Genomic DNA, 24,510 nt, shown 5'->3' on the forward strand with positions numbered 1-24,510 from the left:
TCACTCCGTCTCGTGGTGGGGTGCGGTGGCCGCGACCATCAGCTGGCCGAGCGCCAACCCGCCGTCGTTCGGGGGTACTTCGCCGTGCCGCAGGACCGTGAAGCCGTCGGCGTGCAGCAGGGCGGCGCACTTCTCCTCCAGCAGGGCGTTGGCGAACACCCCGCCGGTGAGGGCCACCGTGCCGAGGCCGGTCGCGCCGCGGGCCCGGCGGCAGATCTCGGCGACGGCGCGGGCCACGCCGCGGTGGAAGCGGGCGGCGAGGACCGGGGCCGGGGTGCGGCGGCGCCGGTCGGCGAGCAGCGCCCGCAGCATCGGCGCGGGGTCGCAGGCGAGGACGGCGCCGCCGGTGAGGCCGAAGGGGTAGGCCACCGCGTCCGCGTCCCGCGCGTCGAGGGCCGCGGCCTCCAGTTCCAGCGCGGCCTGCGCCTCGTATCCGGCACGGTGGCACACGCCCGCGAGGGAGGCCACGGCGTCGAACAGGCGGCCCATGCTGGAGGTGGGCACGCAGGCCACCTGACGGTCCAGTTGCCGGCGCAGGAGGGAGAGTTCACGCGGGGAGCAGGCGGTGACGCTGGGCAGGTCCGCCGCCCAGGGCAGGCCCGCGGCCCACAGCCGGGCCAGGGCCAGCCGGCAGGGGTTGGCCACGCCGGCGTCGCCGCCGGGCAGCGGGGCGGGGGCCAGCCGGGCGAAGCGGCGGTAGCCGGTGTAGTCGGCGAGCAGGATCTCGCCGCCCCACACCGTGCCGTCGTCGCCGTATCCGGTGCCGTCGAAGGCGACCCCGATGACCGGGGTGGTGCCGTCGAGACCGTGTTCGGCCATGGCGGAGGCGATGTGGGCGTGATGGTGCTGGACGAGCCGCAGCGGGAGCCGGGTGCCCGCGCGCCTGCGGGCCCAGCCGGTGGAGTGGTACCCGGGGTGCCGGTCACCGGCGATCAGCCGGGGGGTGACGCCGACCAGCCGGCCGAGCTGCCGCTCGGACCGCCGGGCGGCCTCCAGCGTGGCCAGGTCCCCCATGTCGCCGATGTGCGGCCCGAACCAGGCGAGGTCGCCCTCGCCGAGGCAGGGCGCGTTCTTCAGGTCACCGCCGACCGCGAGCGCGGGCCGCACCGGGACCGGCAGCCGCAGGGGGCGCGGGACGTAGCCGCGCGAGCGGCGCAGTACCTGTTCGGTACCGTCGGGGCGCACCCGCAGCAGGGAGTCGTCGCAGGGCGCGGCGATGGGCCGGTCGTGGGCGAGCCAGGCGTCGGCGAGTCCGGCGAGCCGGGTCAGGGCCTCGGCGTCGTCGGTGACGATGGGTTCGCCTGAGCGGTTGCCGCTGGTCATGACCAGCGCCCGGGGGCCCGGCGGGTCGCCGGGCAGCCCGAACAGCAGGGTGTGCACGGGGGTGTAGGGCAGCATGATCCCGAGATGCGGGCTGCCCTCGCAGACCTGGCCGGCCAGCGCCCCGGCGGGGGTGCGGCGGCGGACCAGCACGATGGGGCGGCGGGGTCCGGTCAGCGTGGCGCGCTCGGCGGGGGTCAGGACCGCGAGGCTCTCGGCCGCCGCGAGATCGGCGCACATCACGGCGAACGCCTTGCCGCCGCGCTCCTTGCGGCCGCGCAGCGTGGCGACGGCCCCCGGGTCGGTGGCGTCGCAGGCCAGGTGGTAGCCGCCGAGCCCCTTGACGGCGACGATCCGTCCGGCGGCGAGCAGTTCCCGTGCCGCCGCGAGGGCGGCCGCGTCCCGCGCCGGGCGGATGCCGGGGCCCGTCAGCGTCAGGCGGGGACCGCAGGCGGGGCAGGCGACGGGCTGGGCGTGGAAGCGCCGGTCGGCGGGATCGCCGTACTCCCGGGCGCAGTCCGGGCACATCGGGAAGCCCGCCATGGTGGTCGCCGCCCGGTCGTACGGCATGCCGGTGGCGATGGTGAAGCGGGGGCCGCAGTGGGTGCAGGTGACGAACGGGTGCCGGTGCCTGCGGTCGTCCGGGGCGGCGAGTTCGCGCAGGCAGTCGGCGCAGGTCGCGGTGTCGGGCGGGAGCTGGGTACGGCCGCCCGCCCGTTCGGTGGAGCGGATCGCGAAGGGTCCGGCGGCGCCCGTGGCGGGCAGTTCCTCGTGGGCGACGCGGGTCACCCTGGCCAGCGGCGGGGGGCGGTGGGCCAGCAGTTCGCAGAACCGGGCGACTTCCGCGGCCGGACCCTCGACCTCGATCAGCACGCCGTCGCCGGTGTTGCCGACGAACCCGGCCAGGCCCGTCTCCGCGGCCAGGCGGTGCACGTACGGCCTGAAGCCCACCCCCTGCACGGTGCCGTGCACGGTGAGCCGGCGGCGGACCGGGCCGGTCGCGGGAGCGGTCATGCGACGGGCGCGGACTCGGTGTGGTGGTGATGTCCGTGCGGGTGCGGGGCGAGCGGCGGCCGGTGCGCGGGGGCGCCGTCGCGGACGGCGAGTGAGAGGTCCAGGAGGGGGCCGACGCCGTCGCCGGTGCGGGCGCAGGACCGTACGATCTCCACCCCCGGGTTGACCCGCCGCACATTCGCGCGGAACGCGCTCTCGTCGAACCCGGCGGCCTCGGCGAGGTCGGTCTTGGTGATGACGACGACATGGGCGGAGCCGAACGCGGTCGGGTACTTCAGCGGCTTGTCCTCGCCCTCGGTGACCGCCATCAGCACGATCCGCAGGTTCTCACCGAGGTCGTAGGAGGCCGGGCAGACCAGGTTGCCGACGTTCTCCACGAAGAGCACCGAGGTGTCCTCGGGCAGCCAGCCCGCGAGCCGTTCGCGCACCTGGCGGGCCTCCAGGTGGCAGAGCCCGTCGGTGAGGACCTGCTGGACGGGGGCGCCGGAGCGGGCCAGCCGGGTGGCGTCGTTCTCGGTCGCCAGGTCGGCGGTGAGCGCGGCCACCGGCACGCCCCGCGCCACCGCGTCGGCGAGCATCCGGCCGAGGAGCTCGGTCTTGCCGCTCCCCGGACTGGAGAGCAGGTTGACCACGGTCACCCCTCGCCCCGCCAGTTCCTCGCGCAGGCGTGCGGCGAGGTCGTCGTTCTTGGCCAGGACGGCCTGTCGGACATCGGACCGGCACATGGGCGCTGCTCCTCGGGTTCGGCGGCTGGGCCCCGGGCCGCGTCCCGCGCGGCCCGGGTGTCATCGATCTTCGGCCGTCGCGGGCGCGTGGGCGGGCAGCGCAGCCGGGTGCGCCGGGCCGTTTTCCATCGAGCGGCCCAATGCGGCGGCCGGTGCGGCCGGGTCGGCCAGCAGCAGCGGGACGAGCGCGTGCAGCGCGATGACGGCGGGTTCGACGGCGGCGCGCACCGCCGGGCTGAGTCCGGGCAGGATGTCCTCGTCCCCGGCGGGCAGCACCTGCGGCTCGCAGGCCAGCACCAGCACCCGGGGCAGCGGTTCCTCGCCCAGGTGGGTGGCGAGGGCCAGCACCTTCGCCGGGTCCATGCCGTGCGCCTCCGGCGGGACGGTGCCGTCGGGGGGCTCGGCCTCGATCAGGGACAGCGTCCCGGGTCGCTGCCCGCTCCGGGCGGCGTCCACGAGTACGGCGGTCCCGCACCCGCCGAGCAGGTCGTAGGCGAGGTCCAGGCCGCGGATGCCGTAGTCCCGCACCCGCGCCCCGGGGGGCAGCGGGCGCTGTTCGAGGGCGCGGATCACCTCGGGCCCGAAGGCGTCGTCGGCGAGGAAGACGTTGCCGACACCGGCGACGAGGAGGGGTGCGGTCATCGGAGGGCTCCGGCTTCGGCGGGGTCGATCCGACCGGTGGGCGGCTGACGCGGGTCGGGCGGTGCGGCCAGTGGCCGGCACGAGCCCGTCGGGGTCCTGCGGACGAAGGCGGCTCGGAGGGCGTGGTAAGGGGCTTGCGGGTCGAAGAACAGGGCGTGCATACGGGCCAGTTCGGCCCGCCGGTACGCGGCGAGGGGCCGGCGCCGTTCGTCGGCGGCGCGGACCGACGCCTTCGCGGCGATCCGGCGGTCCAGGCCGGGGGCGGCGGCGAGGGTGACCGCGAGCCGCTCCACCGCCGCGGCGAACTCCCCCGGCGCGGCCGGTACGAGCCGGTCCACCAGGCCGAGCCGTTCGGCGGCCGCCGCGCTCACCGGCAGCGCCTCCTCGGTCAGCCGGCGGGCCTCGTCCGGGCCGACGCGGCGGGGCAGGGTGTACGTCCAGAACTCGGAGCCGTACAGACCCATGCGCCGGTAGTGCGGGTTGAGGACCGTGCCGGCGCGGCACCAGACCTCGTCGGCGGCGAGGGCGAGCATCGCGCCGCCCGCGGCCGCGTTGCCGGCCGGCGCGGCCACCACCAGCCGGTCGGTGGTCCGCAGGACCGCCTCCACCAGGTCGTCCATCGCGTTGAGGTTGACCCAGGACTCGTGCCCCGGGTCCGCGGCCGCCTCGATGACGTTGAGATGGATGCCGTTGGAGAAGAAGTCGCGCGCCCCGCCGAGCACCAGGACCCGGGTGGGGCGGGTGAGGGCCTGCTCGTAGGCGGCGAGCAGCCGGCGGCACTGGCCGGTGCTCATCGCGCCGCCGGGGAAGGAGAAGCTCAGCAGGCCGACGTCGCCGTGCTGCCGGTAGCGGATGTCGGTGTACGTGCGCCGGGACTGCGGCAGCTCCGACGGGGCCGGGACCTCGGGGAGTGCGAGGGCGGGATCGAGGGCGGCGAGGACCGCGGCGGCGGGCCGGCGGAAGGGCGCGGGGTCGCCGGAGTTCCTGCGCGGGCGCAGTTCCGGGATCCACACCGCGCCGTCCCGGGTGGCCCGGCAGACCGCCCCCGCGCGCAGGGCGAGCAGCTCGCCGGGGCGGCCGCGCAGCTCGTCCTCGGGATGGCCGCCGTGCAGGAACAGCTCCCGGCCGAGGAGTTCGTCGAGGACGCCGGGCCGGGAGTCGGCGCCGCGCAGCTTGCGCAGCACCGTGGCGGTGTCGTCGTCCGCCCAGTCGATGCGGCGGCGCTCCTGGCGGAAGGGGTCCCGCCGGACGACGTCGATCGAGGGGTCGCTCTGCGGGCGAGGCTTGAAGGCGCCCTCCGCGTGGCGCCGTACGGCCGTGAGCACGGCGGTGACGGCGGCGTCGGCGACCTCGTTGCGGTACAGGTCGCTCTTGCCGACCGGCGCCACGCGGAACGGCTCGGCGGCCCAGACGGGTCCCGCGTCCATGCCGGCCTCGGCCTGGAGCACGGTGACGGCCCACTCCGGGGTCTGCCCGGCGACGGCCCAGTCCAGCGCGGAGGGCCCCCGGTCGCCGGGCGGTCCCGGATGCACGATCAGACAGGTGCGCTCCCGCCACACGTCCTCCGGCAGGGCGGTCGTGAGCATCGGGGCGATCACGAGGTCCGGGCCCAGCTCCCGTACGGCGGCCCGCACCGGTTCCACGCCCCGCGAGGCCAGGACGACGTCCACGCGGTGCCCCCGGTCGGAGAGTTCGGCGTACAGGCGCTGGCTGAGACTGTTGAACGCGCTGGCCACGAGCAGGATGTCCATGACGCGGCATGCTCACCCCCGCGCCGCGCCCGGCGAAGGACCGCCACGGGGTTTCACCCCTGGCGCGCGGTGCTCTTGCGCCATCCGGACCGCGTGGGCGGAGTGTCTGCGCGAGCCTTCCGGCAATGCCCCGCCCACGCCCGTCGAGCCGCGGCGTTCCGCGGAGGCCGCTCGGGGCGCGGGGAGCGCGGAGGGCGCGGGGAACGGGAGGACGAAGCGCGTGCGGGGAGAAACACGCCGGGGCGATTCGCGCCGCGGGAGGTCAGTGGCGCTCGGCCCTGAAGCGGCGGCGTCTGCGCACACGCGCGGTCCGGGGCTTCGACGGGCGGGTCACCCATCGGTCCTCGACCTGGTCGAGACCGAAGAGCAGAAGGCTGAGAACGGGGAGCAGCAGAACCGCGACGGTGATCACTGGAGGTACACCTCCTGGCCGACGACACCCCGCGAGTGCCCCGGCGCCGGCCCGCCCACCGGGGAGGGTCGTCGTGAAGTCCCGTGACCGCCACCCGCGCCAGGGCCGCGTGGCCCACGTCCACTGTCACATCACTCGGCCGCCGTCACATCTCCGGGCGGACGCGCGTCATCCCCGGGGGAAACGGGGCAACGGAAGGGAACCATGGAGCGCGCCGGTGAGCGTGCCGCGGCCGGGGACCGGGGGACGAGCGAAAGGACCGGATGTATCCGCCGGACCCGGGAACGCCGTACCGGCCGGGCTGCACTCGGGGAGGCGGTCACGTTCGCGGGCGGGGTGTGACCCGGGCGCGGGCACTGGGCGGGCCGGGTGGGCGGGGGTGTGCTTACGGTGCTTCCAGGAGCATGGGACGGGAGCGACGGTGGGCGATGCGCGGCGGCGGGCGACCGGGCCGGGGGGAGGCGGGCGCCGGGCGGGACTCGGCAGCCGGCCCGCGTACTCCGTGCGGCTCGCGGCCTCCCCGCGTCCCGAGCCCCCGGAGCCGGTGGCCGAACGCACCGTGCCCTGGCTGCGCGTCGCCGCGGCCTACGCCTGGCGGCTCGTCCTCGTCGGCATCGTCGTCTACGGCGTCTTCGTCGTCCTCGGCAGCTTCCAGCTGATCGCCGTCGCCCTGTTCCTGGCGCTGGTCGTCACCTCGGTGCTGCGCCCGCTCGCCGACCAGCTGAACCGGTTCCTGCCCAGGCCGCCGGCCGTCGCCGCCACACTGGTCGGCAGCCTGCTGGCGTTCTTCACGCTGCTCGCGCTGGTGGGCAACGCGGTGGCGGGTGAGTCACCGCGGCTCGCGGGCGAGTTCCGCGGCGGGGTGCACCGGATCGAGGAGTGGCTCCAGCGGCCCCCGTTCCGGCTCAGCCCCGGCCGGCTCTCCGCACTCGAACACCAGTTCACCGACTATCTCGCCGCACACCGCTCGAACCTGCTCAGCAGTGCCGTCAGCGGCCTGGGCCGGGTGGTGGAGCTGGCGACCGGCGGGGCGCTGGCGCTGTTCGCCTCGGTGTTCTTCATCCACTCCGGGGAGCGGCTGTGGGCCTGGGCCCGCGATGAACTGCTGCCGGCCGGGGCCCGTACCGCCTGGGACCGGGCGGGGCGGGCGGCCTGGCGGACCTTCGCCGGGTACACACGCGGCATCATCATCGTGGCCGCGACCAACGCCGTCCTGGTGGGTGTGGCACTGCTGTTGCTGCGGGTGCCGCTGGCGCTGCCGCTGACCCTGCTGGAGTTCTTCGCCACGTTCGTGCCGCTGGTGGGCTCGCCGGTGGCGCTCGCGGTCGCCACGGTGGTCGCGCTGGCCGGGCGGGGGCCGCTCACCGCGCTGGCCGTGCTGGCGCTGATCGTGGTGATCGGCCAGCTGGAGGGGCATGTGCTGCACCCGGTCGTGATGAGCTGGGCGGTCCGGCTGCATCCGCTGGTCGTGGCCGTCTCCGTGATCGCGGGCAGCATCGTGGCGGGGGTGATCGGCGCGATCGTCGCGGTTCCGCTGGTCTCGGTGGTGTGGGCGGTGCTGCGGGCGCTGCGGGCCGTACCGCCCTGAGCGGGCCGGGACCCGTGGTTCCGGGCGATCCGAACACCGGATCACCCGTTCGCTCGAACAGGTGGACATCGCTCATCAGACCGCTTCGGCTACGCCGACCGGGTGATACTTACGTTGTGCGAGTGACGGGCTGCAGACCGTGATCGAGCACAGGTCCCACAGGAGATACACCGCAAGGAGCAGCACGACCATGAACATCCTCACGAACGTCCTCGCCGGCCTCGCCCACCTCGTCGGGTGGCTGATCTGACGCCGCCGGGCGTGTGAAGAAGAGCGGCGCCGCCTCCTCGTCCCAAGGAGGCGGCGCCGCCGTCATGCGTGCGCGGCCCGCAGTACCCCGAACTCGGCCGCCCCCACCGCGAGCACCCCGTCGCTCACCGGGCGGCAGCGCACTCCCCCGCCGCCGCGCAGCGCCCGCTGGGCGCCGGGTCCGAGGGTGACGTCCATCCAGGCGCAGGGCCGCGCCGCGCGGCGCACCTCCAGTTCCACCCGTCCGGTGCCGCAGTCGAGGAAGACGGTGTCGCCGATGTGGTCGTCGATGTCGACGCCGCGCAGCAGGACATTGCGCCGGGTGAGCAGCAGGCCCGGCTCCGGCGGGCCCGTGCGCGGGAGCCGTTCGGCTGCCATGAGGGTGACGGAGGCGTCGCGGTGGGCGGGACGGTTGAAGTACCGGTCGCCCACGATGCCGAGCCCCGCGCGCACCCGGAGGCTCTCCACCAGTTCGTCGGCCGGCAGCTCGGGCACTGCGTCGCCCGGCCGTCCTGCGAGCCGGTGCGCCGGGGAGACCAGCAGCTGGAGGATCTCGACACGTGCCACGCCCGCGAGCCTACTCGGCGTCCCGATCCCGGCGGTCGAGGAGTTCCGACAGGTCCACGGCGCTGCCGGCGGCCTCGGTGCCCCGCGCGGTCCGCGGGCCCCGGCCCACCCGGGCTCGGTCGGCGAGCGCGGCGAAGGCCGGCCACCGGGTGCGCTCCGGGGTGAGCGCGACACGGAGCCGTCCGACGGTGGCGACCGGCTCGGGGACGCCCCGGACGACGAAGACGACATCGGGACCACGGCGTTCGTGTTCCTGACGAGCCGCACCGCCTCGCCGGGCGGCAGCCCGTGGGCACCGAGCGCCGAGCGCCACCGCTCCTCCCCCCCCTGGCCGACGGCCGCCGTGGCGCGGCGCGCCGGGGCCGGGGCGGCGGGGCCCGGCGGCGGGGCCCGGCGGCGGTGGGTCAGCCGGTGGCGAAGGCGTTCAGCTGTGCCGTGCCGCCGTTGAAGCGGTCGTGGTCGCCCACGGTCTCGCCGGTGGAGGTGTACTGCCACATCGTGTAGGAGGCCCAGCCGGCCGGCAGCGTGCCCGCCGTCGAGGCGTAGCGGGCGATCCACAGCGGGTTGGTCGCGCCGAAGCCACCGTAGTCACCGGTGCACTCGGTCCACCAGTTGGTCGCGGTGTAGATCACCGCGGCGCGGCCGGTACGGGCCCGGTAGCGGTCGAGGAAGTCACGGATCCAGGAGATCATCTGGCTCCTGGACTTGCCGTAGCAGTCGCCGCCGTACGGGTTCCACTCGATGTCGAGCACCCCGGGAAGAGTCCTGCCGTCCGCCGACCAGCCGCCGCCGTGGTCCACGAAGTAGTCCGCCTGGGCGGCGCCGCCGGTGCTGTCCGGGGTGGCGAAGTGGTAGGCGCCGCGCACGACGCCGACGTCGTAGGAGCCGTTGTACTGCTGGGTGAAGTAGGTGTTCTGGTACGACGTCCCTTCCGTGGCCTTGGTGTACGCCCAGCGCACCCCACTGCCGTACAGGGTCGTCCAGGCGACGTTCCCCTGGTAGCTGGAGACGTCCACGCCCTCGGTCAGGCCGGCGCGGGAGTCGGAGAGCGAGTCGGCGGTGGGGCCGGGGGCGGCACCGTCGTGGACGAGGACGCCCACGCCCATGTAGGCGGTGCCCCGCTCGAGGGTCGCGGCGCCGCTCTCGGGCACGGCCGCCGGGACGGACAGGGTGAGGAGGAGGCCGGTCAGCACGCCGGTGACGGTCAGGCGTGAGCGGCCGCGGGAGAGGGATATCGATCTTCGCACGGCTTCCATCCGACCCGGCATCGGGCCGCACCGCACGCCGGGTTCCGCCCAACGAAGGCGGACGGTGCCGGTTTTGCGCCCATCCGGGTGGCCCGCCGGCCGGTCGTGGGCGCCCCGTGCGGGGTTCCGACGACCGGCCGCGGGTCCGTCAGCCGTCGATGCGGTGCTGGGTCCAGAAGGAGGTCAGGTCCGTGCTGGTGGCGGCCTGCGCCGCGGCCTTGAACTCGGCCGTGGTGGAGACGCCGTACCAGTGCGCGGTCGCGTAGTCCTTCAGCAGCTTGGTCATGGCGGTGTCGCCGATGAGGCGCCGGAGGTCGTGCAGCGCGCACTTGCCGTAGCCGTAGACCACGGTGGAGTAGCGGGAGGAGTGGGCGTCCCAGTACGCCATCGAGTTGGTGATCTTCTCCGCGCCGGAGGCCCAGGAGACGCTGTTCCAGCAGTTGGTGCCGGTGATGCCCCGGGCGAGGTCGGTCGAGTAGTCGGCGAACGCCTCGTCCAGCCAGGGGCTGTTGTACTCGTCGTCGCCGACGATGCCGTACCACCACTGGTGGGCGATCTCATGGGTGAGCGCGGTGCTGCTGACCAGGTCGAGGACGAAGCCGGGGTACTCCATTCCGCCGAACCAGTAGTTGTTGTCGAGGACCGCGTCGAGTTCTCCGTACGGGTAGGCGCCGAAGCGGCCGGCGTGGGTGTCGACGGCGGACTCGGCGGTGCTGAGCATCGACCGGGCGCTGGAGGAGCTGATGCCGGACACCGAGTAGACGTTCACGGCGACGCCGGCCGGCGAGGTGCCGGAGATCTTGCTGAAGGGCCCGGCGGCCCAGGCGAAGTCACGGACCTGGGAGGCGGTGGCCGTGGTGATCGTGCGACCGCTGGTGCCGGGCGTGTCGGTGGACGTGCCGGTGGCCGGGACCAGCAGGCCGCTCGGGTGGTCGAGGGTGACCTTGAAGTCGGCGGCCAGGGAGTAGAAGGCCTCCCCGTTGTCCGTGTACGGGTCGAGGTGCCAGCCCGCGCCGTCGCGGATCGCGAGGACCGGCAGGGCGTTGCCGATGAAGCTGTACGCGCCGTCGTGACCGAAGCGGTCGGCGCCGCTCGGCACGGTGATGCCGAGGTCGAAGCCGATGGTGGCGCTCTGCCCCTGGGCGAGCGGGGCGGGCAGGGCGATCTCCAGCGCGGTGCAGGCCACGGAAAGGTCGCCCGCGGTACCGCCGGTGACGTTGGTGACCTTGATCGGCATCGCGGAGCACGTGCCGTGGTAGTTGTCCCACAGCCGCAGGTAGACCTCGTCGAGCGCGGTGGCGGAGGCGTTGGTGAAGGTCACGCTCTCGTGCCCGGTCCAGGAGGTGCCGGTGCTGTCGCTCGCGAGGTTCACGGTGTAGCCGGGTGCGGCGGGGGTGCGGGTGGTGTCGCCGGGCGGAGGCGTGGTGCCGCCGGAGGTGTCGAGGGCGATGTCGTCCAGGACGAAGCTGGTCTGGAGGCTGTAGTCCTCGGTGCCGGTGAAGGACAGGGTCACCGTCTGCCCGGCGAAGGAGGAGACGTCGAAGGACTTCCGCGCGTAGCCGGTGTTCTCGTCCAGGTTGGACCAGCCGGCCAGGGTGGTGCCGCCGATCTTGGCGGTCAGCTTGTCGTAGGCGGTGCTGGAGGTCGTCTCGGCGGTGTCGATGTGCAGGTAGAAGCTGAGGGTGGCGGTGCCGCACCCGCTGGGGATGGTGACGCTCTGGCTGAGGGTGTCGGTACGGCTGTTCCCGGTACCGTCCAGCCAGGCGTACGAGCTGCCGCCGTGCGGGCTCTGCCCGGTGCGGCTGGTGATCACGGTCGGCGAGGACGCCGTCCACGCCGGACTCCCGTTCTCGAAGCCGCCGTCGGTGACCACCTGGGCGGGCGTGCAGTCGGCGGCCGTGCCCGCGGGGGCGGGTGCGGTGTGCGCGGCGGCGGGTACCGCGGGGAGGAAGAAGGCGGCCAGTGCGGCGGCGGTGAGCGCGGCAACGCCTGCGGCCTTGTGGGGGGTCGGTCTCACACGCTACTCCTTTTGCGGCGGCCGGGGTCCCGGCCTGCTCGACGGCCGCCCGGCCGGCTGGGATGCGCCGGGGCGGCCGTGTACGGGGCTTGCGCGAGCGCTGTGCTGAGGAACCGGTCGCCTCCCCCGCTGGGGTCGGGGCGACGACTGCCGAAAGAGTGCCAGATTTGACCCGTCCATGCCAGACGGCTCCGCCGGTTCGGCGTGGGAACGGCGGGGCGGGTGGATGCGGCGGTCCGGCTCGCGGGACCGTCGGCCGCCGTCGGAACCGGCCGCGGGGCACGGCCCTTCGGCCGGGAGCGCGGGGCGGGCAGCGGCCGGGAGCGCGGGGCGGGCGGACGCGCCGCGGCCCGAGGGCGGCGCCCCGCCACCGGACGGGCCGCGGCCGGTCAGCCCGGCCGGCCCGGCCGGGTCACTTCTGGCGCACGGTCAGGAGCACCGCGCTCAGGCGGTCGCCCGACGGGGCGGGCCAGCCCGTGGAGACGTGGCCGAGACAGGGCACGGCCGGGACCGGGGCGTCGGCGTCCGCCGGGGTGAGGACGCGGTGGAGGCGCAGCACGGTGCCGTGCGGGGTGGGCAGGTGGGTGCCGTCCGCGTCGTCGGCCGGGGTCGGGGTGAAGGCCACCGGGGTGAACGGGGCGCCCGTGTAGTCGTGGGTCACCTCGTCGTCCGGGACGTCGGTGACGCTCTGCGCCATCGCCCGCGTGCCGCCCGCGACGAGCCGCAGCAGCTCGGTGACCAGCACCGGGTCGCGCATGCCGTCGTACGCCCAGCGCGTGCCCAGGACACCGTGCTCCATGGTGCCGATGAGGGCGTGCTCGGCGCCCTCCAGCGGCGCGCCCCGGTAGCTGAGCGGCACCAGGTACACGGTCCGCTCGGGGCACGTGGTGTCGGTGGCGATCATGATCTCGATGCCGACCTCACCCTCCGGGTCGTCCAGCCGGAAACCGCCGGTCTTCTCCAGGACGGGGGTGCCCGCGCCGCCGCGGTACCACGGGCGGGAGGGCAGCCACCCGGCGAGCAGTTCGGCTTTGGAGGGGGTGAGGGTCGTGTGGTGGATGACGGCCATGAGGTGGTGGTCTCCCCGGTGTGAGCGTGCTGATCGGGCTCAGCCTCGCACACCGTCCGGGGACTCCAGCGCGGGACTCAACCCCGCCCAGGGATTGGGCCCTTCGCCGGTCACCGGCCCGCAGACCCCGGCCCCCCGCTCCCGGGCGGTGCGCACCGCGAGCGGGACCAGGGCGGCGGGTACTCCGTACACCAGGTGGCAGATCCGGTCGGGTGGCCGGCGCGCGGCCCAGGACGGCCGGGTGAACGACGAGACGTACGTCGACCAGTGTCCCTCGAACGTGACGGTGAGATCGGCGAGCCGGACGTAACCCGGCGCCGGATGGACCCCGGGGTTGAGCACCACGGTGCCGGTGCCGAGTCGCCGCAGCTCCCGGACCAGGCGGCGGCATTCGGGCAGGCCCTCGGCGGTCGCGGTGACCCGGTCGAGGAAGCAGCCGTCGGTCCGGTACCAGAGCCGGTGCCGGCGCGCGTCCTCGGTGATCGCGGCCCGGTCCCGCGTCCCGTAGTCGGTGTCGACGTAGCCGAGCAGCCGGGCGCCCGCCGTGCGCAGCGCCCGTGCCGCCGAGGTGTAGGCGGGGTCGGGCGCCGCCCCGGGCCCGCTCGCGGGGTTGAGGACGACGGCGTAGGTGCGGGCGGCCGCCGTGATCAGCCGGTGCCAGGCGCCCGGGTCCTGGGCCGGGTGCACGTACAGCGGTATCAGCAGGCTCACGGCGCCGCCGCCCACAGCGCGGCGAGGGCGTCGTCCAGGCCGTGTGCCGGGCGCCAGCCGAGGGCGCGCGCGGCGGCACCGATGTCCGAGCACTGCCAGGACACCTGGGCGGAGCGCGCGGAGCCGCCCCCGTCCTCCGCCAGCCGCCCGCGGAATCCGGCGAGCCGGGCGAGCCCGTGCACCAGTTCGCGCACCGGTACGGCCCCGCCGCCGCCGATGTTGAGCACCGGCGGCAGCGGTCCGGGCGCGGTGACGGCGAGGGCCACGGCGTGCGCCACGTCGCGGACGTCCACGAAGTCACGGTAGGCCGACAGGTCCCCGAGCCGCAGCACGGCCGAGGGATCGGAGCCGGCCGTGCGCAGCAGCCCGGCCATCCGGCCGGGCAGGCTCGCCGCGGGCGCCCCGGGCCCCACCGGGTTGCCGATCCGCAGCACCACCGCGTCCAGCCCCGCCCCGGTCACCGCGAGGGTGCCGGCGAGTTTGGTGGCGCCGTACGGGGTGACGGGGCAGGCGGGCGCCGACTCGGTGACCGCGGCGCACGGAGTGCCGGGGCCGTACTCGGCGGCGGAGCCGAGGTGGACCAGGCGGGCCGCGGGCGCCGCCTCGCGCAGCGCGGCGCAGAGCACGGCCGGTCCCCGGGCGTTGACCTCCGCGAGCGTGACCGGGTCGCCGCCGGTGGCGCCCGCGCAGTTGACCACGGCGTCGGGCGCGGCCGCCGCCAGGGTCTTGGCCAGCCGCTCGGGCCGGTCGGCGGCGAGGTCGACGGCGAGATCGGCGCCGGTGCGGCCCCCGGTGAGCAGGTGCGCGCCCGGGAGGGCGCGCACCCGCTCGGTCACCCGGCGGCCCAGATATCCGGTGCCGCCCAGGACGAGAATGCGCATGCGGGACTCAGGCTCCCTTGAGCAGCAGGGACTTGCGGGTGGTGAACTCGGCGTTGGCCCGGTCGTAGTCGTCCGGGCGCCCTATGTCCAGCCAGTAGCCACCGAACTCGTAGGCGTGCGGCGGGTTCTGGGATCTGAGCAGGTCGAGGACGAGTTCGTCGAAGCCGAGCGGCAGCCCGGGGGTGTAGCCGTCGAGAGTGGCGCGGGAGAGGCCGTAGACGCCCATGGAGACCCGGTAGTCCATGCTGGGCTTCTCCGTGAACGCGACGACCTTGCTGGCGTCGGTGGTGAGCACGCCGAAGTCGATGTGCACCTTGCGGGCGTAGGTGGCGATGGTGAGCGGCGCGCCGGACGCGCGGTGGCGGCGCAGTACGTCCGCGTAGTCGAGGTCGGTGAGGATGTCGCCGTTCATGACGAGGAAGTCCTCGGGCAGCCGGTCCTTCAGGTTGAGCAGGGGGCCCATGGTGCCGAGCGGGCTCTCCTCGGTGGCGTAGTCGACGTTCATGCCCCACTGGGAGCCGTCGCCGACGTAGGCGCGGATGATCTCGCCGAGGTGGCCGATGGCGAGGGTGCAGTGGGTGAAGCCGGCCGAGGACAGCTGGCGCAGCACGATCTCCAGGATGGCGTGCTGGTCGCCGATGGGCACGAGCGGTTTGGGCAGCGCGGTGGTGTAGGGCCGCAGCCGGACGCCCTTGCCTCCAGCCAGGATCACTGCGTGCATGGGATGCCTCCTTGGAAGACGTCGTGACGTGCCGGACGGGTCAGATGTTGTAGATGCCGGTCTTGTAGCGGGCCAGGTTGGCCGGGTCGCGGAAGAACTCCACGGTGTGCGCGAGCCCTTGTTCCAGGGTGTGCGCGGGGCCCCAGCCGGTGGCGGCGGTGAGCCGGCCGGCGTCGGCGACGAGCCGCATCACCTCGGAACCCGCGGGCCGGATGCGCGCGGAATCGGCGCGGACGTCGAGGTCGGTGTCCATGACCTTGCCGATCAGGGCGACCAGGTCGCCCACCGAGATCTCGCCGCCGGTACCGGCGTTGAAGGTGCGCCCGACGACCTGCCCGGCGGGGGCGCCGCCCACGGCGAGGAAGGCCCGTGCGGTGTCCTTGACGAACAGGAAGTCGCGGGTGGGCCGCAGATCGCCCAGGGTGATGGTCCGCTCCCCCGCCGCGACCTGCCCGATGACGGTCGGGATGACGGCACGCATCGACTGGCGCGGCCCGAAGGTGTTGAACGGCCGCAGGGTGACCACCGGGGTGCCGAAACTGGCGTGGTAGCTGTCGGCCAGCCGGTCCCCGCCGGCCTTCGAAGCGGCGTACGGGGACTGGGTGTTGATGGGGTGGTCCTCGGTGATCGGCACGGTCCGCGCGGTGCCGTAGGTCTCGCTGGTGGAGGTGTGCACCAGGCGGGGGGTGCCGAGGGCACGGACCGCTTCGAGCACGTTGAGGGTGCCGGTGACGTTGGTCTCCACATAACTGTGGGGCGCCTGGTAGGAGTACGGGATCGCGATCAGGGCGGCCAAGTGGTAGGCCACGTCGGCCCCTTCGAGGAGACCGCGCACCGAGCCGGGGTCGCGGACGTCGCCGAGGACGATCTCCACCTGGTCCAGGACGTCCGGGGCGAGGGTCTCCAGCCAGCCGTAGGAGGAGAAGGAGTTGTACTGGGCCATGGCCCGCACCCGGTGCCCGGAGGCGACCAGGGCCTCGGTGAGATGGGAGCCGATGAAGCCCTCGGCACCGGTGACGGCGGCGAGCGGTTGGGAGGTCAACTGGTTGGTCCTTCCAGTGAGTCGAGCGGGAGCGGTTCAGGCGTGCCGGGCCGGGCGGCCGAGCAGCCGCAGCACGCACGCCAGCAGGCACGGCACGGCGGCCGCGCAGGCGAGCGGCAGGGCGGCCGGACCGGGTGGCAGACGCAGCGCGGTGACCACGCCGGCCGTGCCCGCGGCGGCCAGACAGATCGCGGCGGGCGGCCAGGCGGTCCCGAATGCCTGGAGCAGCAACGCGGTCCACAGGGTGGCCGCGAGCAGCAGCAGGGGCGCCGGCGGGGCGCCCGTGAGGTACGCGGCGGGGAGCAGCGGCAGCAGATAGCCGAGCAGGCACAACCCGAGCACGCCGGTGGAGCGGAGCAGGAACCCCGCCGGGGTGGCGGTGGCGCGCAGGGCGGCGACGGACAGGCCGCGGTAGCGGTAGAGCAGCCATTCGGCGGGTCCCATGCTGAGGGTCAGCACGATCACCGCGTACGGCTCCCGGCGCCCTTCGAGCAGCACCAGCAGCCCGGCGGCCAGCCCGAACAGGCCGTACGGCAGCGACCAGCGCAGTGGGGGCCGCCTGCCGCCCTCGGCGCCGGGTTCCTTGAGCAGGCCGCGCAGGGTGTGCGCGGTGACGGCGAGCGTGGCGAGCAGTGCCAGCAGGGGGAGGCCGAGGCGCGGTTCGGGCCCCGGGTCCCACCGGAACAGGCAGGCGGCGCCCGCGAGCAGCGGACTCAGCGCGGCGAGCAGGGTCTTCTCCCGGGCCAGGACCAGCAGGACGCCGGCGGCCGCGAGGTAGAGCGACTGGGCGGCGACGGCGAGCAGGACCGGGCCGCCGCCGGTGAGCGGTGCGGCGAGGACGGTGGCGAGCACGGCTCCGAGGGGTGCGCCCGCGGCCAGGGTGCGGGCGGCCTCCCGGGGGCCGGTCGCCTTGCGTAAGTGGGCGCGGTGGCCGAGCCCCTGGCCCCAGGCCCAGGAGATCAGGCCGGCGAGGATCAGGGCGGCGGCGTGCCGGCCGGGGTGCCACAGGGGCGCGGTGAGCGGGTAGGCGAGGCCCGGCAGCGCGAAGAGCAGCCCGCGCAGCAGACAGCGGACGTGGTCGGGGCGCCAGGGGTCGGCGGCCGGCGCCGGCTCGGGGAAGGTCCGGGGCACCTGCTCGTAGAGGGCGGTGGCCAGCGAGAACAGGTTCGGATGGCCGTACCGGTCCTTGATCGTCTCGGCGGTGAGGCCCTCGGCCTCCAGCAGGGCGGCGACCTCGTAGGGGTGGACGGCGGGGCCGACGCGGTCGGCGAGTTCGGCGGCCAGCAGGCTGACGGCCGCCTCGTCGGTGCCGAGGCCGGGCAGCCGCAGGGACAGGGTGCGGTCGTCGGGGCGGGCGAGCCGGAGGGCGAGGGTGTCCTGTTCGGCGCCGCCCGGCTCCAGGGCCATGGGTCCGCTCATCCGGCCAGGCTCCCCGCTGTGGTCCGGGGCCCGTGCGCACGCTCCGGTGCGGACGGGATGATGAACCCCTCTGTGTGGTAAGGGAGTTCGAGATATATGGAGCGGAAGGTGTCGATGGTCCGGCGGAGGGTGAACTGCTCGATCACCCGCAGCCGGGCGGCCTCTCCCATGGCCCTGCGCCGGTCGCCGTCGCGGAGCAGTTCCAGGGCGGCCGCGGCCATCCGCTCGGGGTCGCGCGGCGGGACGACCAGGCCGGTGCCGCCCACCGCCTCGCGCACCCCGCCGACGTCGGTGGAGACGGTGGCCCGGCCGCAGGACATGGCCTCGATCAGGGTGAACGGGAAGCCCTCGCTGATGCTGGACAGCATCACCACGTTCCCGGCCGCGTAGGCGTCCTTGATGTCCTCGACGCGGCCCTCGAAGGCGACGGCGTCGGCGTGGCCCAGCTCGGCCGCCAGCGCGGCACAGCGCTCCCGGTACGCCTCGCCGCCGCGGGGCGTACCGCCGAAGAGCCGGAGCCTGGCCTCGGGTATCTCGGCCCTGACCGAGGAGAACGCGCGGATGAGCGTCTCCAGGTCCTTGATGGGGTCGACCCGGCCGGCCCAGCTCAGGGTCGGTGTTCCCGGTTCGGGCCCGGCGGGCGGGAAGGCGGCCGGGTCCACGCCGTTGTAGACGGTGCGGATGGCCTTCGGGTCGGCGCCGCCCTGTTCCTCCCAGAGCCGGTTGTAGCGGTTGCCGGGGGTGATCAGGGCGGCCCTGCGGTAGCTCTCCTCGGCGAGCAGCCGGAAGAAGCCGAGGACGACGGCCTTGACCGGCCAGCGGTACGGAGCGGTGCGGTAGCCGAGGTAGCGCTCGCGCAGATAGACGCCGTGCTCGGTGAGCAGCAGCGGGACCCCGTGCCGGTCGAGGGCGGCGAGTCCGGGCAGTACGGCGACTCCGCCGCTGACCGCGTGGGCCACGCCGTGCCGGGGCGCGGGCGCGGCGAGCGGGCGCAGGGCGTGTTCCAGCAGGGCGGTGGCGGTGACCGCGTCGTGCAGGGTGGGGCGGGCCTCGCGGACGGCGAGCCCCGGGCGGTTCCACACGCCGGCGAGCAGGGCGATGGCCCGGTCGCCGCGCAGGAACGGGCTCAGCGCGCCCTCGGCCGCGGCCCGCGCCAGCAGGTACAGGGCGGGCGCGAACTGGTCCTCCGCCGAGGGATCGAGAAGGGCGGTGAGGAAGCGTTCGTAGGCGGCGGTGAGCCGGGCGAGGGCGCGGCCCCGGGGCGCCCGGCCCTCGGGCGGCTCGCCCCACATGGGGACGGAGAGCACCTGCTGGACCTGGGCGGGCAGGTCCCAGACGACGGGTTCGCGTCCGGTGCCGGTGACGGCGATTACGTCGAAGTCCAGGTCGGGCATGCCCTGGACGAGCTGGTCGCACCAGACGCTGACGCCGCCGTGGCTGTGCGGGTAGGTGCCTTCGGTGAGCAGGGTGACGCGCGCCGCGCCGGGGCGGCGCGCACCATGGTGAACGTGCATCGATCGGGCTCCACGGCCAGAGTTGTGGGGTGGTCGTGCGGGTCCCGGCCGCGTCTGGGCGGCCGGGAGCCGGGGCCCGCCCGATGGTGTCGGACGGGCCCTTGGTCGGTGCGCGTTCAGTGGTGCGAGGAGTGACCGGCCTGGTGGCGCGGGGCGTACGGGACCTGCTTGGTGACGCCCTTGGGGAGCCTGGTGCGCGGGGCCGGTGCGGTGGCCGCCGGGTGGGTGGTGCGGCCGTGGGTTCCCGGGACGGCGGCGGGCGCGGTGGCCGGCAGGGTGAAGGTCTGCGGGAGCCCGAGGGAGGCGGTCCAGCCGGACTGCTCGCCCGCGTAGGAGCTGCCGAAGGCCCCGAGACCGTAGGTGCTGCCGGTGGGCAGGGTGGCGTTGGTGTAGGTGCCGCCGGGCGCCTGGACGGTGACCGTGTTGCCGATGCGGTAGGCGGTGACCTGGCCGGCGTTCAGGGCGTCGGTCCAGGCGGTGCGGCGCTGGAGTTCGGTGCCGATGTCCTTCATCCGCAGGTTCACCAGCGGGGTGTTGGCGGCGAACAGGTTGGCGTAGCCGTCGAGCACGCCGTTGAGGACCGGGTAGGCGATGCGGTCCTCGGTGAGGTTGGACTGGTGGATGAAGTGCGGCTTCGGGTCGTTGGAGAGCACATGACCGAGGTCGATGCGGGTCTCCAGCGGCACGATGTAGTCCTGGTAGCCGGTGCTGGTGTCCAGCGGGGCGGGCAGGCAGGTGGTGGTCGCGGGATTGTCCTCGCACACACCGCTGCCGCCCTGGGCGCGGCTGGTGTAGAGCCAGTTGTACTCGTCGACCTCCTCGGAGGCCTTGCCCGCGTTGTAGAAGACGTTCATCGGGTAGCGGGCGACCGTTTCGGCGGGGCCGACCGGGCGCTGGGCGGGGTCACGGGAGGCGTCCGCGCCGAGCCACTTGACGCCGGTGTCGGTGAGCGCCGGGCCCAGGTTGGGGTTGTCGTCGGGCTGCTGCGGCAGGATGCGCATGCCGGAGTGCTCACCGGTCACCAACTCGCTGTTGTCCAGGGGCAGTCCGTTGGCCAGGGCCCAGGCGCGGTTGTTGGCGATCTCGTCGTCGATGGTCAGCCGGCTGACCCACTTGGTGCTGCCGTCGGCGTTGGTCTCGCACTTCCACGGCACCACGGTGGTGTCCTGCTCGCAGCCGAGGAAGGCGTGCGTGTAGGTGTGGTTGATCCAGCGGAACTGGTCGCGGTCGGCGATGAACTTGTCGGCGAGCTGGTCGACGCCGTTGTTGTCCTCGCGCTGGTCGACGCTGCCGGAGCCGTTGAAGGCGAGGTCGAAGGTGAAGCCGTGGCTCTGTTCCCAGGCGGCGGCGTAGTCGACGTCCGCCGGGGTCATCCGGATCGGGCTCGGCGTGCCGGAGCTGTTGGTGCAGTCGACGTCGCCGGGCGTGCAGTTGAGCTGGGTGTCCCAGCGGTCGTCGGCCGCGAAGACGTCGTCCACGTGCACGGCGAAGTAGTTGCGGGAGGAGCCGAGGTGCACGCCCGCGGTCATCCAGTCCACGATGCCGCGCGCCAGCAGCCGGAACTGCTGCTGGTACTGGTTGTAGACGAAGGTGATGACCAGCTCGCGCCGCCCGTCGTGCCGGTACTCGCCGACGAGCGAGCCCTGGGTGGTGGTGCCGGGAATGGTCGCCTGGACGTACGGGGTGAAGTCGGCGCCGGGTGCGGGCGTCGAGAGGTAGGCGTAACTCTCGCCCACGGTGGGTGAGTTGTCCTCGAAGGGCACGGCACCCTTGAGGTAGTCGAAGGGTCCCGCCTCGCCCGCCGCGGTGACCTGGGCCTGGATGCCGTCGACGCTGCCGGAGTAGCCGCCGCTGGTCGGGACCTGCAGCCCGGCCTGGGGGCGGGCGTAGGTGTAGGCGTCGACCTGCGGGATGCCGTACGTCTGCTCGTAGGCGGCGAGCGCGCTCATCTCGGCACTGCCGGTGGCGAACGGGTTGTCTTTGGGCAGGACGACGGCCTGGTACTTGGCGCGGGGCCGGCCGTCCACCGTGTCGGCGAGGAAGCCGGCGTCGATGGTGGGACGGCTACTGCTGGTCAGGTCGACCTTGGTGAACGGCGTTCCCTCCGAGGTGAGTTCGGCGGCGATGGCGTCGGTGGCCGGGCCGCCGTCGCTCACGAGCAGGACTCTGAGATCGATACGTGGTGTGCCGCCGTCGGCCCGGGCAGGTCCTGCCTGGAGGCCGAGGGCGGCCACGAGCGCGCCCACCGTGAGCGCGGTGGTGCGAATGGTCCGCTTCATGCGGTGAAGTTCCCCTCCCCGGACAGGGGTGAGCACGGCTCGCATGGAGCGGACGCACCCCCTCGCACGCCGCCGGCATCCCCCTCAGAAGCCGGTCGTCGTGCATCCGTCGCGTCACATAGTGATGGATGTGTGTAGCTATTGTGGTCGAGTCACGAAACCTGACGGAAAATGGCGGGTGTCCAACTGCTTTGTGACGCAACCCGATTGACATGTTTCCCGTCGCGTTCGGCGCCGCCCGGCGGACCGTGGGGTCCACCGGGCGACGTACCGGCTCCTGCGGGGGCGAGAACGAGCCGTCAGGCGCAGAGCACGCGCGTCTCGGGCGTGTAGACGGGGCCGCCGCTGCTGTTGGTGCCGTCGCTGAACTCGGCGTAGAAGTACGAGTAGAAGCCGATGTTGCCGTTGCAGCCGGAGTCGGCGGCGACCTGGAGGGTCAGGGTGACGGTACGGCTCTGGCCGGGCGGGATGGTGGCGCCGTAGTTGGTGCCGAGGTTGGTCGGGCCGGTGCCGGAGCAGGAGGTGCTGGTGCCGTCGGCTGCGGCCAGGGTGCACCCGGAGAAGCTGTACTTCAGGTCCGGACGCTGGGTGGTCAGCCAGGTCGGATCGATCGTCTGGTAGACGAACAGGACGTCGTACGTCTTGTTGTTGGTGAGCGTCATGGACAGCTTGACCGAACCACCGGGCGTGGTGGTGGCGCTGTCGGTGCTGAAGGTGAGGGCGGCCGGGTCCGGGTCCGCGCTGGCGATGGTGCTGAAGCCGAAGACGGCGAGGACGACGGCGAGGACGGCGGTGAGACCGAGGCGTCTCAGCAGAGGTGATCGCATGGCCCGGGAGGCTAGGCGCGGGGTGCGCGCGGCGTCTGCCCCGTCACGAGCCCCCGAGGCTCGATCGGCCGAAAGTGGTCGTTCAGTGAAGGCGGTGTGATGATGATGTGATGATCTTGCCGGAGGGATATCCCTGCACGGTACGGGCGGTGACGACGGAGATGCGTGGGGTTACCGGAAACGTCGCCGCAAAGCCGGGGTAATGGCGAGGACCCGACCCGCGATCACGCACGGAACCAGGTCATCCGGTTGTGTGGCCACACGATTCCCGGCCAACCGATGAATTCCGGCCGCGCCGGCCCTCCCGTGAGAGGACCGGCGCGACCCCGTACGCATCACCCCCGGGCGTGCGCCCGCTCGAACGCCGCGAACGCGGCCTCCTGGCGCCACTCCAGGCGCGCCCTGGCGCTGCCGGCGAGGAGCCGCCGGCAGGCCGCCTCCCGCACCGGCTGTCCGGGGCGCTCGGCGCGGCAGGCCGCGACCGGGTGGTAGCCCAGGGCGGTGGGGTTGCCCCGCCACAGGCTCGCACCGGGCAGGAAAGCGTACTGGAGGGAGGCGCGGGCCAGGTCCTTCAGCTCGGGGTAGCCGAGGCCGTAGGTGGCCGCGGCGTACTGGTACTCGTGGCCGATGTCGATGCGCGAGACGCCGGGGTCGTCGGTGGCGAGGACGACCGGGACGCCGTAGCGGCGGTACGTGGTGAAGGGGTGCTCGGCGCCCTTGACGCCGAGGATCTGGGCATTGCTGGAGAAGGGCACCTCGACGGCGATCTGCCGGGCCGCCATGGTCCGGGCGGTGCGCTGCCAGTCGTCCTCGTGGACGAGGTCGACGCCGTGGCCGACGCGCTGGGTGTGCGCGACGTCGACCGCCTGCGCGATATGGGACCTCAGCGCCTCGGGCTTGACCAGTCCGGGCCACAACTCCCCCGCGTGCAGGGTGACATGGGCCCTCGGGTACTGGGTGCGCAGATAGCCGACCATGCGCATCTGGAGGCTGTAGTTCTCCAGCGAGCTGTCCCAGTCCTCCGGCTGCACCAGGTTGACGGCGACGAAGCGCGGGTCCGCCTCGGCGAGCCGCATGCCGAGATCCAGCTGGGTGAAGACCCGCACCGGTGAACTGCCGCGGGACGCCTGGGAGATCCAGCGGACGGTGAGCCCGCAGGCGGGCCGGGCCCCGGCGGTGCCGCAGTGCTCGGCGGCGCGGAACTCGGCGTCGCCGTCGTCGGCCTCCTTGCGGGCGTCCGCGACCAGCTTGTCCAGCTTGCCGCCGGCGACCAGCTCGCGGTGCAGGGCGGTGAGATCGGCGTCCCAGCCCACCTGGTCGGCGAGCCGCTTGGCGCCGTCGGAGGCGGGGGTGACCATCGTCTCCAGGTACGACTGGTTGCCGGCGACGACGGTGTCGGCGACCTGGGCGAGCAGCTTGCCCCGGTGCCGCCAGGTGACCTCGCCGAACTTGCCGAACGTGTCGAAGAAGTGGTCGTGCCCGTTCTCGTCGGGCGGGAAGTCCTGCATGGACCAGGCACGCACGATCGCGTCGTGGAAGGCGCGGTCGGTACGGGCGTCGGCGGCGGGACGGGTGCCGGGACCGCAGGGCGGGGCGACGGCGGTCATCGTCGCGTCGATGCACAGGCCGTCCTCGGCGGCCAGTTCGATGAGGTAGTCCGTGCTCACCGCTCCGGAGAGATGGTTGTGCAGGTCCCCGCCCTTGGGGAGCTGCCGGAAGAAGGCCCGCAGGGCCGCGGGCCTGCCCTCGACCGAGCGGAGATAGGCGTCGGTCCGCGCCTCGGCGGCCGTGGCCGGCCGGAGCGACGGCGCGGCGGGCCGGTCCGCCGCGCGCGCGGGCTGCGCGGCGGCGGGCAGGGCGGACAGCAGGGACAGGACACTGAGGGTGCCGAGGACGGCCGGAACGACCCGGCGCGGTACGGCACTTCGGGTGTGCGAACTCACAGGTGCATGATCGGCGAAGGAGTACGACGGCGAGGGCGCGACCGGCGCACACCGGCCGGAGAGCACTCGTGCGAGTGACGTGTCCGTCTCCCTGTCCGGTAAGGACGGCGAGGCCGGCGCGCCCGGGGCCGGGGACCACCGGGGTGGCATGCCGGGCGCCGGCCCGGGTATTCGCGGCTGCGACGTCGCACACCGGCGAGACACCAGGAGGCCGACCCCATGCTGATGGCACACCCCGCCGTACTGAAGGACCTCATCACCCAGTACGAGACCCTTGCGCTGCTCGGCGCCGAGGAGAGCACCCCGAGGACGCGGCAGCGGCTCGCGGACATCTCGTACACGCTGTGCGTGGCCACCGGGACGCGGGATGTCGACATGGCCCTGATCGCGGCGCGCCACCGGCTGTCCGGGGCCCGCCCGGAGGACGACTCGCTGGTCCAGGACCCCTCGCCGGCCGTCGCCTGACGCCCCGGCGGGGGACCGCGCACCGCCGCCGGCGCCGCGTCCGGCCCGCGGCTCCCCGCGGCCCTCCCCCGAACTCGCGGGCTCCCGCTTCTGGTCGGCGGGACCTG

21 protein-coding genes are annotated in these 24,510 nt (G+C 74.1%); 2 read left to right on the forward strand and 19 right to left on the reverse strand.

The window, feature by feature from the left end:
- The 5 genes from hypF to VT52_RS37875 form a co-directional block, all read right to left on the reverse strand.
- A complete protein-coding gene (gene hypF, locus VT52_RS09360) occupies positions 1-2,334 on the reverse strand; it encodes a carbamoyltransferase HypF (RefSeq protein WP_046416673.1) in 2,334 nt (777 codons plus the stop codon).
- Positions 2,331-3,059: a hydrogenase nickel incorporation protein HypB gene (gene hypB, locus VT52_RS09365; RefSeq protein ID WP_046416674.1), complete on the reverse strand. Its 729-nt coding sequence runs from the start codon at positions 3,057-3,059 to the stop codon at positions 2,331-2,333. Before hypB ends, hypF begins: the two co-directional genes overlap by 4 nt.
- Before the next feature lie 60 nt (positions 3,060-3,119).
- Complete coding sequence (locus VT52_RS09370; RefSeq protein WP_046416675.1) at positions 3,120-3,701, reverse strand: hydrogenase maturation protease; 582 nt, start codon at positions 3,699-3,701, stop codon at positions 3,120-3,122.
- Positions 3,698-5,452, reverse strand: a complete 1,755-nt coding sequence (locus VT52_RS09375; RefSeq protein WP_046416677.1) for an enoyl-CoA hydratase-related protein — start codon at positions 5,450-5,452, stop codon at positions 3,698-3,700. The genes VT52_RS09370 and VT52_RS09375 overlap by 4 nt, the downstream gene beginning before the upstream one ends.
- Positions 5,453-5,714: 262 nt before the next feature.
- Positions 5,715-5,864 (reverse strand): hypothetical protein, encoded by a 150-nt coding sequence (locus VT52_RS37875; RefSeq protein WP_167377673.1) that lies wholly within the window; start codon positions 5,862-5,864, stop codon positions 5,715-5,717.
- A 421-nt stretch (positions 5,865-6,285) separates the two neighbouring features.
- Between VT52_RS37875 and VT52_RS09380 the strand changes: the two genes are divergently transcribed.
- Positions 6,286-7,452 (forward strand): AI-2E family transporter, encoded by a 1,167-nt coding sequence (locus tag VT52_RS09380; RefSeq protein WP_053055399.1) that lies wholly within the window; start codon positions 6,286-6,288, stop codon positions 7,450-7,452.
- A gap of 312 nt (positions 7,453-7,764) precedes the next feature.
- On the opposite strand, the gene VT52_RS09385 is transcribed toward VT52_RS09380, so the two are convergent.
- The 14 genes from VT52_RS09385 to VT52_RS09450 form a co-directional block, all read right to left on the reverse strand.
- Positions 7,765-8,268 carry an MOSC domain-containing protein gene (locus VT52_RS09385; RefSeq protein ID WP_046416681.1) on the reverse strand — a complete coding sequence of 168 codons (504 nt, stop codon included), beginning with the start codon at positions 8,266-8,268 and terminating at the stop codon, positions 7,765-7,767.
- A 10-nt stretch (positions 8,269-8,278) separates the two neighbouring features.
- Positions 8,279-8,581: a hypothetical protein gene (locus VT52_RS09390; protein ID WP_046416683.1), complete on the reverse strand. Its 303-nt coding sequence runs from the start codon at positions 8,579-8,581 to the stop codon at positions 8,279-8,281.
- Between the two features lie 91 nt (positions 8,582-8,672).
- Entirely contained in the window at positions 8,673-9,524 is an 852-nt protein-coding gene (locus tag VT52_RS09395) for a lysozyme (protein WP_079174950.1), read from the reverse strand.
- Positions 9,525-9,663: 139 nt separating this feature from the next.
- Entirely contained in the window at positions 9,664-11,532 is a 1,869-nt protein-coding gene (locus tag VT52_RS09400; RefSeq protein WP_046416685.1) for a M1 family metallopeptidase, read from the reverse strand.
- A 412-nt stretch (positions 11,533-11,944) separates the two neighbouring features.
- Positions 11,945-12,601: a maltokinase N-terminal cap-like domain-containing protein gene (locus tag VT52_RS09405; protein ID WP_046416687.1), complete on the reverse strand. Its 657-nt coding sequence runs from the start codon at positions 12,599-12,601 to the stop codon at positions 11,945-11,947.
- A gap of 39 nt (positions 12,602-12,640) precedes the next feature.
- Entirely contained in the window at positions 12,641-13,312 is a 672-nt protein-coding gene (locus VT52_RS09410) for a spherulation-specific family 4 protein (RefSeq protein WP_046416779.1), read from the reverse strand.
- Entirely contained in the window at positions 13,309-14,193 is an 885-nt protein-coding gene (locus VT52_RS09415; RefSeq protein WP_046416689.1) for an NAD-dependent epimerase/dehydratase family protein, read from the reverse strand. Before VT52_RS09415 ends, VT52_RS09410 begins: the two co-directional genes overlap by 4 nt.
- Before the next feature lie 7 nt (positions 14,194-14,200).
- Positions 14,201-14,914, reverse strand: a complete 714-nt coding sequence (locus VT52_RS09420) for a nucleotidyltransferase family protein (protein ID WP_046416692.1) — start codon at positions 14,912-14,914, stop codon at positions 14,201-14,203.
- Positions 14,915-14,954: 40 nt separating this feature from the next.
- Positions 14,955-15,956: a GDP-mannose 4,6-dehydratase gene (locus tag VT52_RS09425; RefSeq protein WP_046416694.1), complete on the reverse strand. Its 1,002-nt coding sequence runs from the start codon at positions 15,954-15,956 to the stop codon at positions 14,955-14,957.
- 36 nt (positions 15,957-15,992) lie between these two features.
- Positions 15,993-17,375 carry a hypothetical protein gene (locus tag VT52_RS09430; RefSeq protein WP_046416695.1) on the reverse strand — a complete coding sequence of 461 codons (1,383 nt, stop codon included), beginning with the start codon at positions 17,373-17,375 and terminating at the stop codon, positions 15,993-15,995.
- A complete protein-coding gene (gene pelF, locus VT52_RS09435; protein WP_079174951.1) occupies positions 17,372-18,889 on the reverse strand; it encodes a GT4 family glycosyltransferase PelF in 1,518 nt (505 codons plus the stop codon). Before pelF ends, VT52_RS09430 begins: the two co-directional genes overlap by 4 nt.
- Positions 18,890-19,005: 116 nt before the next feature.
- Complete coding sequence (locus VT52_RS09440) at positions 19,006-21,168, reverse strand: hypothetical protein (protein ID WP_046416697.1); 2,163 nt, start codon at positions 21,166-21,168, stop codon at positions 19,006-19,008.
- Positions 21,169-21,467: 299 nt separating this feature from the next.
- The gene (locus VT52_RS09445) at positions 21,468-21,995 is read right to left on the reverse strand and encodes a hypothetical protein (RefSeq protein ID WP_046416699.1); all 528 of its coding nucleotides are present in this window, start codon (positions 21,993-21,995) and stop codon (positions 21,468-21,470) included.
- Positions 21,996-22,330: 335 nt separating this feature from the next.
- Positions 22,331-23,938, reverse strand: coding sequence for an adenosine deaminase family protein (locus VT52_RS09450; protein ID WP_046416700.1), 1,608 nt, complete (start codon positions 23,936-23,938; stop codon positions 22,331-22,333).
- A gap of 219 nt (positions 23,939-24,157) precedes the next feature.
- Here VT52_RS09450 and VT52_RS09455 point away from each other — a divergent pair, with 219 nt between their 5' ends.
- On the forward strand, positions 24,158-24,403 hold the full coding sequence (locus tag VT52_RS09455; protein ID WP_046416703.1) for a DUF5133 domain-containing protein: 246 nt from the start codon (positions 24,158-24,160) through the stop codon (positions 24,401-24,403).
- Positions 24,404-24,510: the final 107 nt, after the last annotated feature.

It is taken from the genome of Streptomyces malaysiense (assembly GCF_000980885.2).
Lineage (GTDB): Bacteria > Actinomycetota > Actinomycetes > Streptomycetales > Streptomycetaceae > Streptomyces > Streptomyces malaysiense.

Bases quoted from the DNA above. Each gene is read 5' to 3' on its own strand.
- hypB (WP_046416674.1), bottom strand. From the start codon at position 3,059: ATGTGCCGGTCCGATGTCCGACAGGCCGTCCTGGCCAAGAACGACGAC.
- VT52_RS09455 (WP_046416703.1), top strand. From the start codon at position 24,158: ATGCTGATGGCACACCCCGCCGTACTGAAGGACCTCATCACCCAGTAC.
- VT52_RS09420 (WP_046416692.1), bottom strand. From the start codon at position 14,914: ATGCACGCAGTGATCCTGGCTGGAGGCAAGGGCGTCCGGCTGCGGCCC.
- pelF (WP_079174951.1), bottom strand. From the start codon at position 18,889: ATGCACGTTCACCATGGTGCGCGCCGCCCCGGCGCGGCGCGCGTCACC.
- VT52_RS09445 (WP_046416699.1), bottom strand. From the start codon at position 21,995: ATGCGATCACCTCTGCTGAGACGCCTCGGTCTCACCGCCGTCCTCGCC.
- VT52_RS09415 (WP_046416689.1), bottom strand. From the start codon at position 14,193: ATGCGCATTCTCGTCCTGGGCGGCACCGGATATCTGGGCCGCCGGGTG.
- VT52_RS09375 (WP_046416677.1), bottom strand. From the start codon at position 5,452: ATGGACATCCTGCTCGTGGCCAGCGCGTTCAACAGTCTCAGCCAGCGC.
- VT52_RS09405 (WP_046416687.1), bottom strand. From the start codon at position 12,601: ATGGCCGTCATCCACCACACGACCCTCACCCCCTCCAAAGCCGAACTG.
- VT52_RS09440 (WP_046416697.1), bottom strand. From the start codon at position 21,168: ATGAAGCGGACCATTCGCACCACCGCGCTCACGGTGGGCGCGCTCGTG.
- VT52_RS09430 (WP_046416695.1), bottom strand. From the start codon at position 17,375: ATGAGCGGACCCATGGCCCTGGAGCCGGGCGGCGCCGAACAGGACACC.
- VT52_RS09370 (WP_046416675.1), bottom strand. From the start codon at position 3,701: ATGACCGCACCCCTCCTCGTCGCCGGTGTCGGCAACGTCTTCCTCGCC.
- VT52_RS09395 (WP_079174950.1), bottom strand. From the start codon at position 9,524: ATGGAAGCCGTGCGAAGATCGATATCCCTCTCCCGCGGCCGCTCACGC.
- hypF (WP_046416673.1), bottom strand. From the start codon at position 2,334: ATGACCGCTCCCGCGACCGGCCCGGTCCGCCGCCGGCTCACCGTGCAC.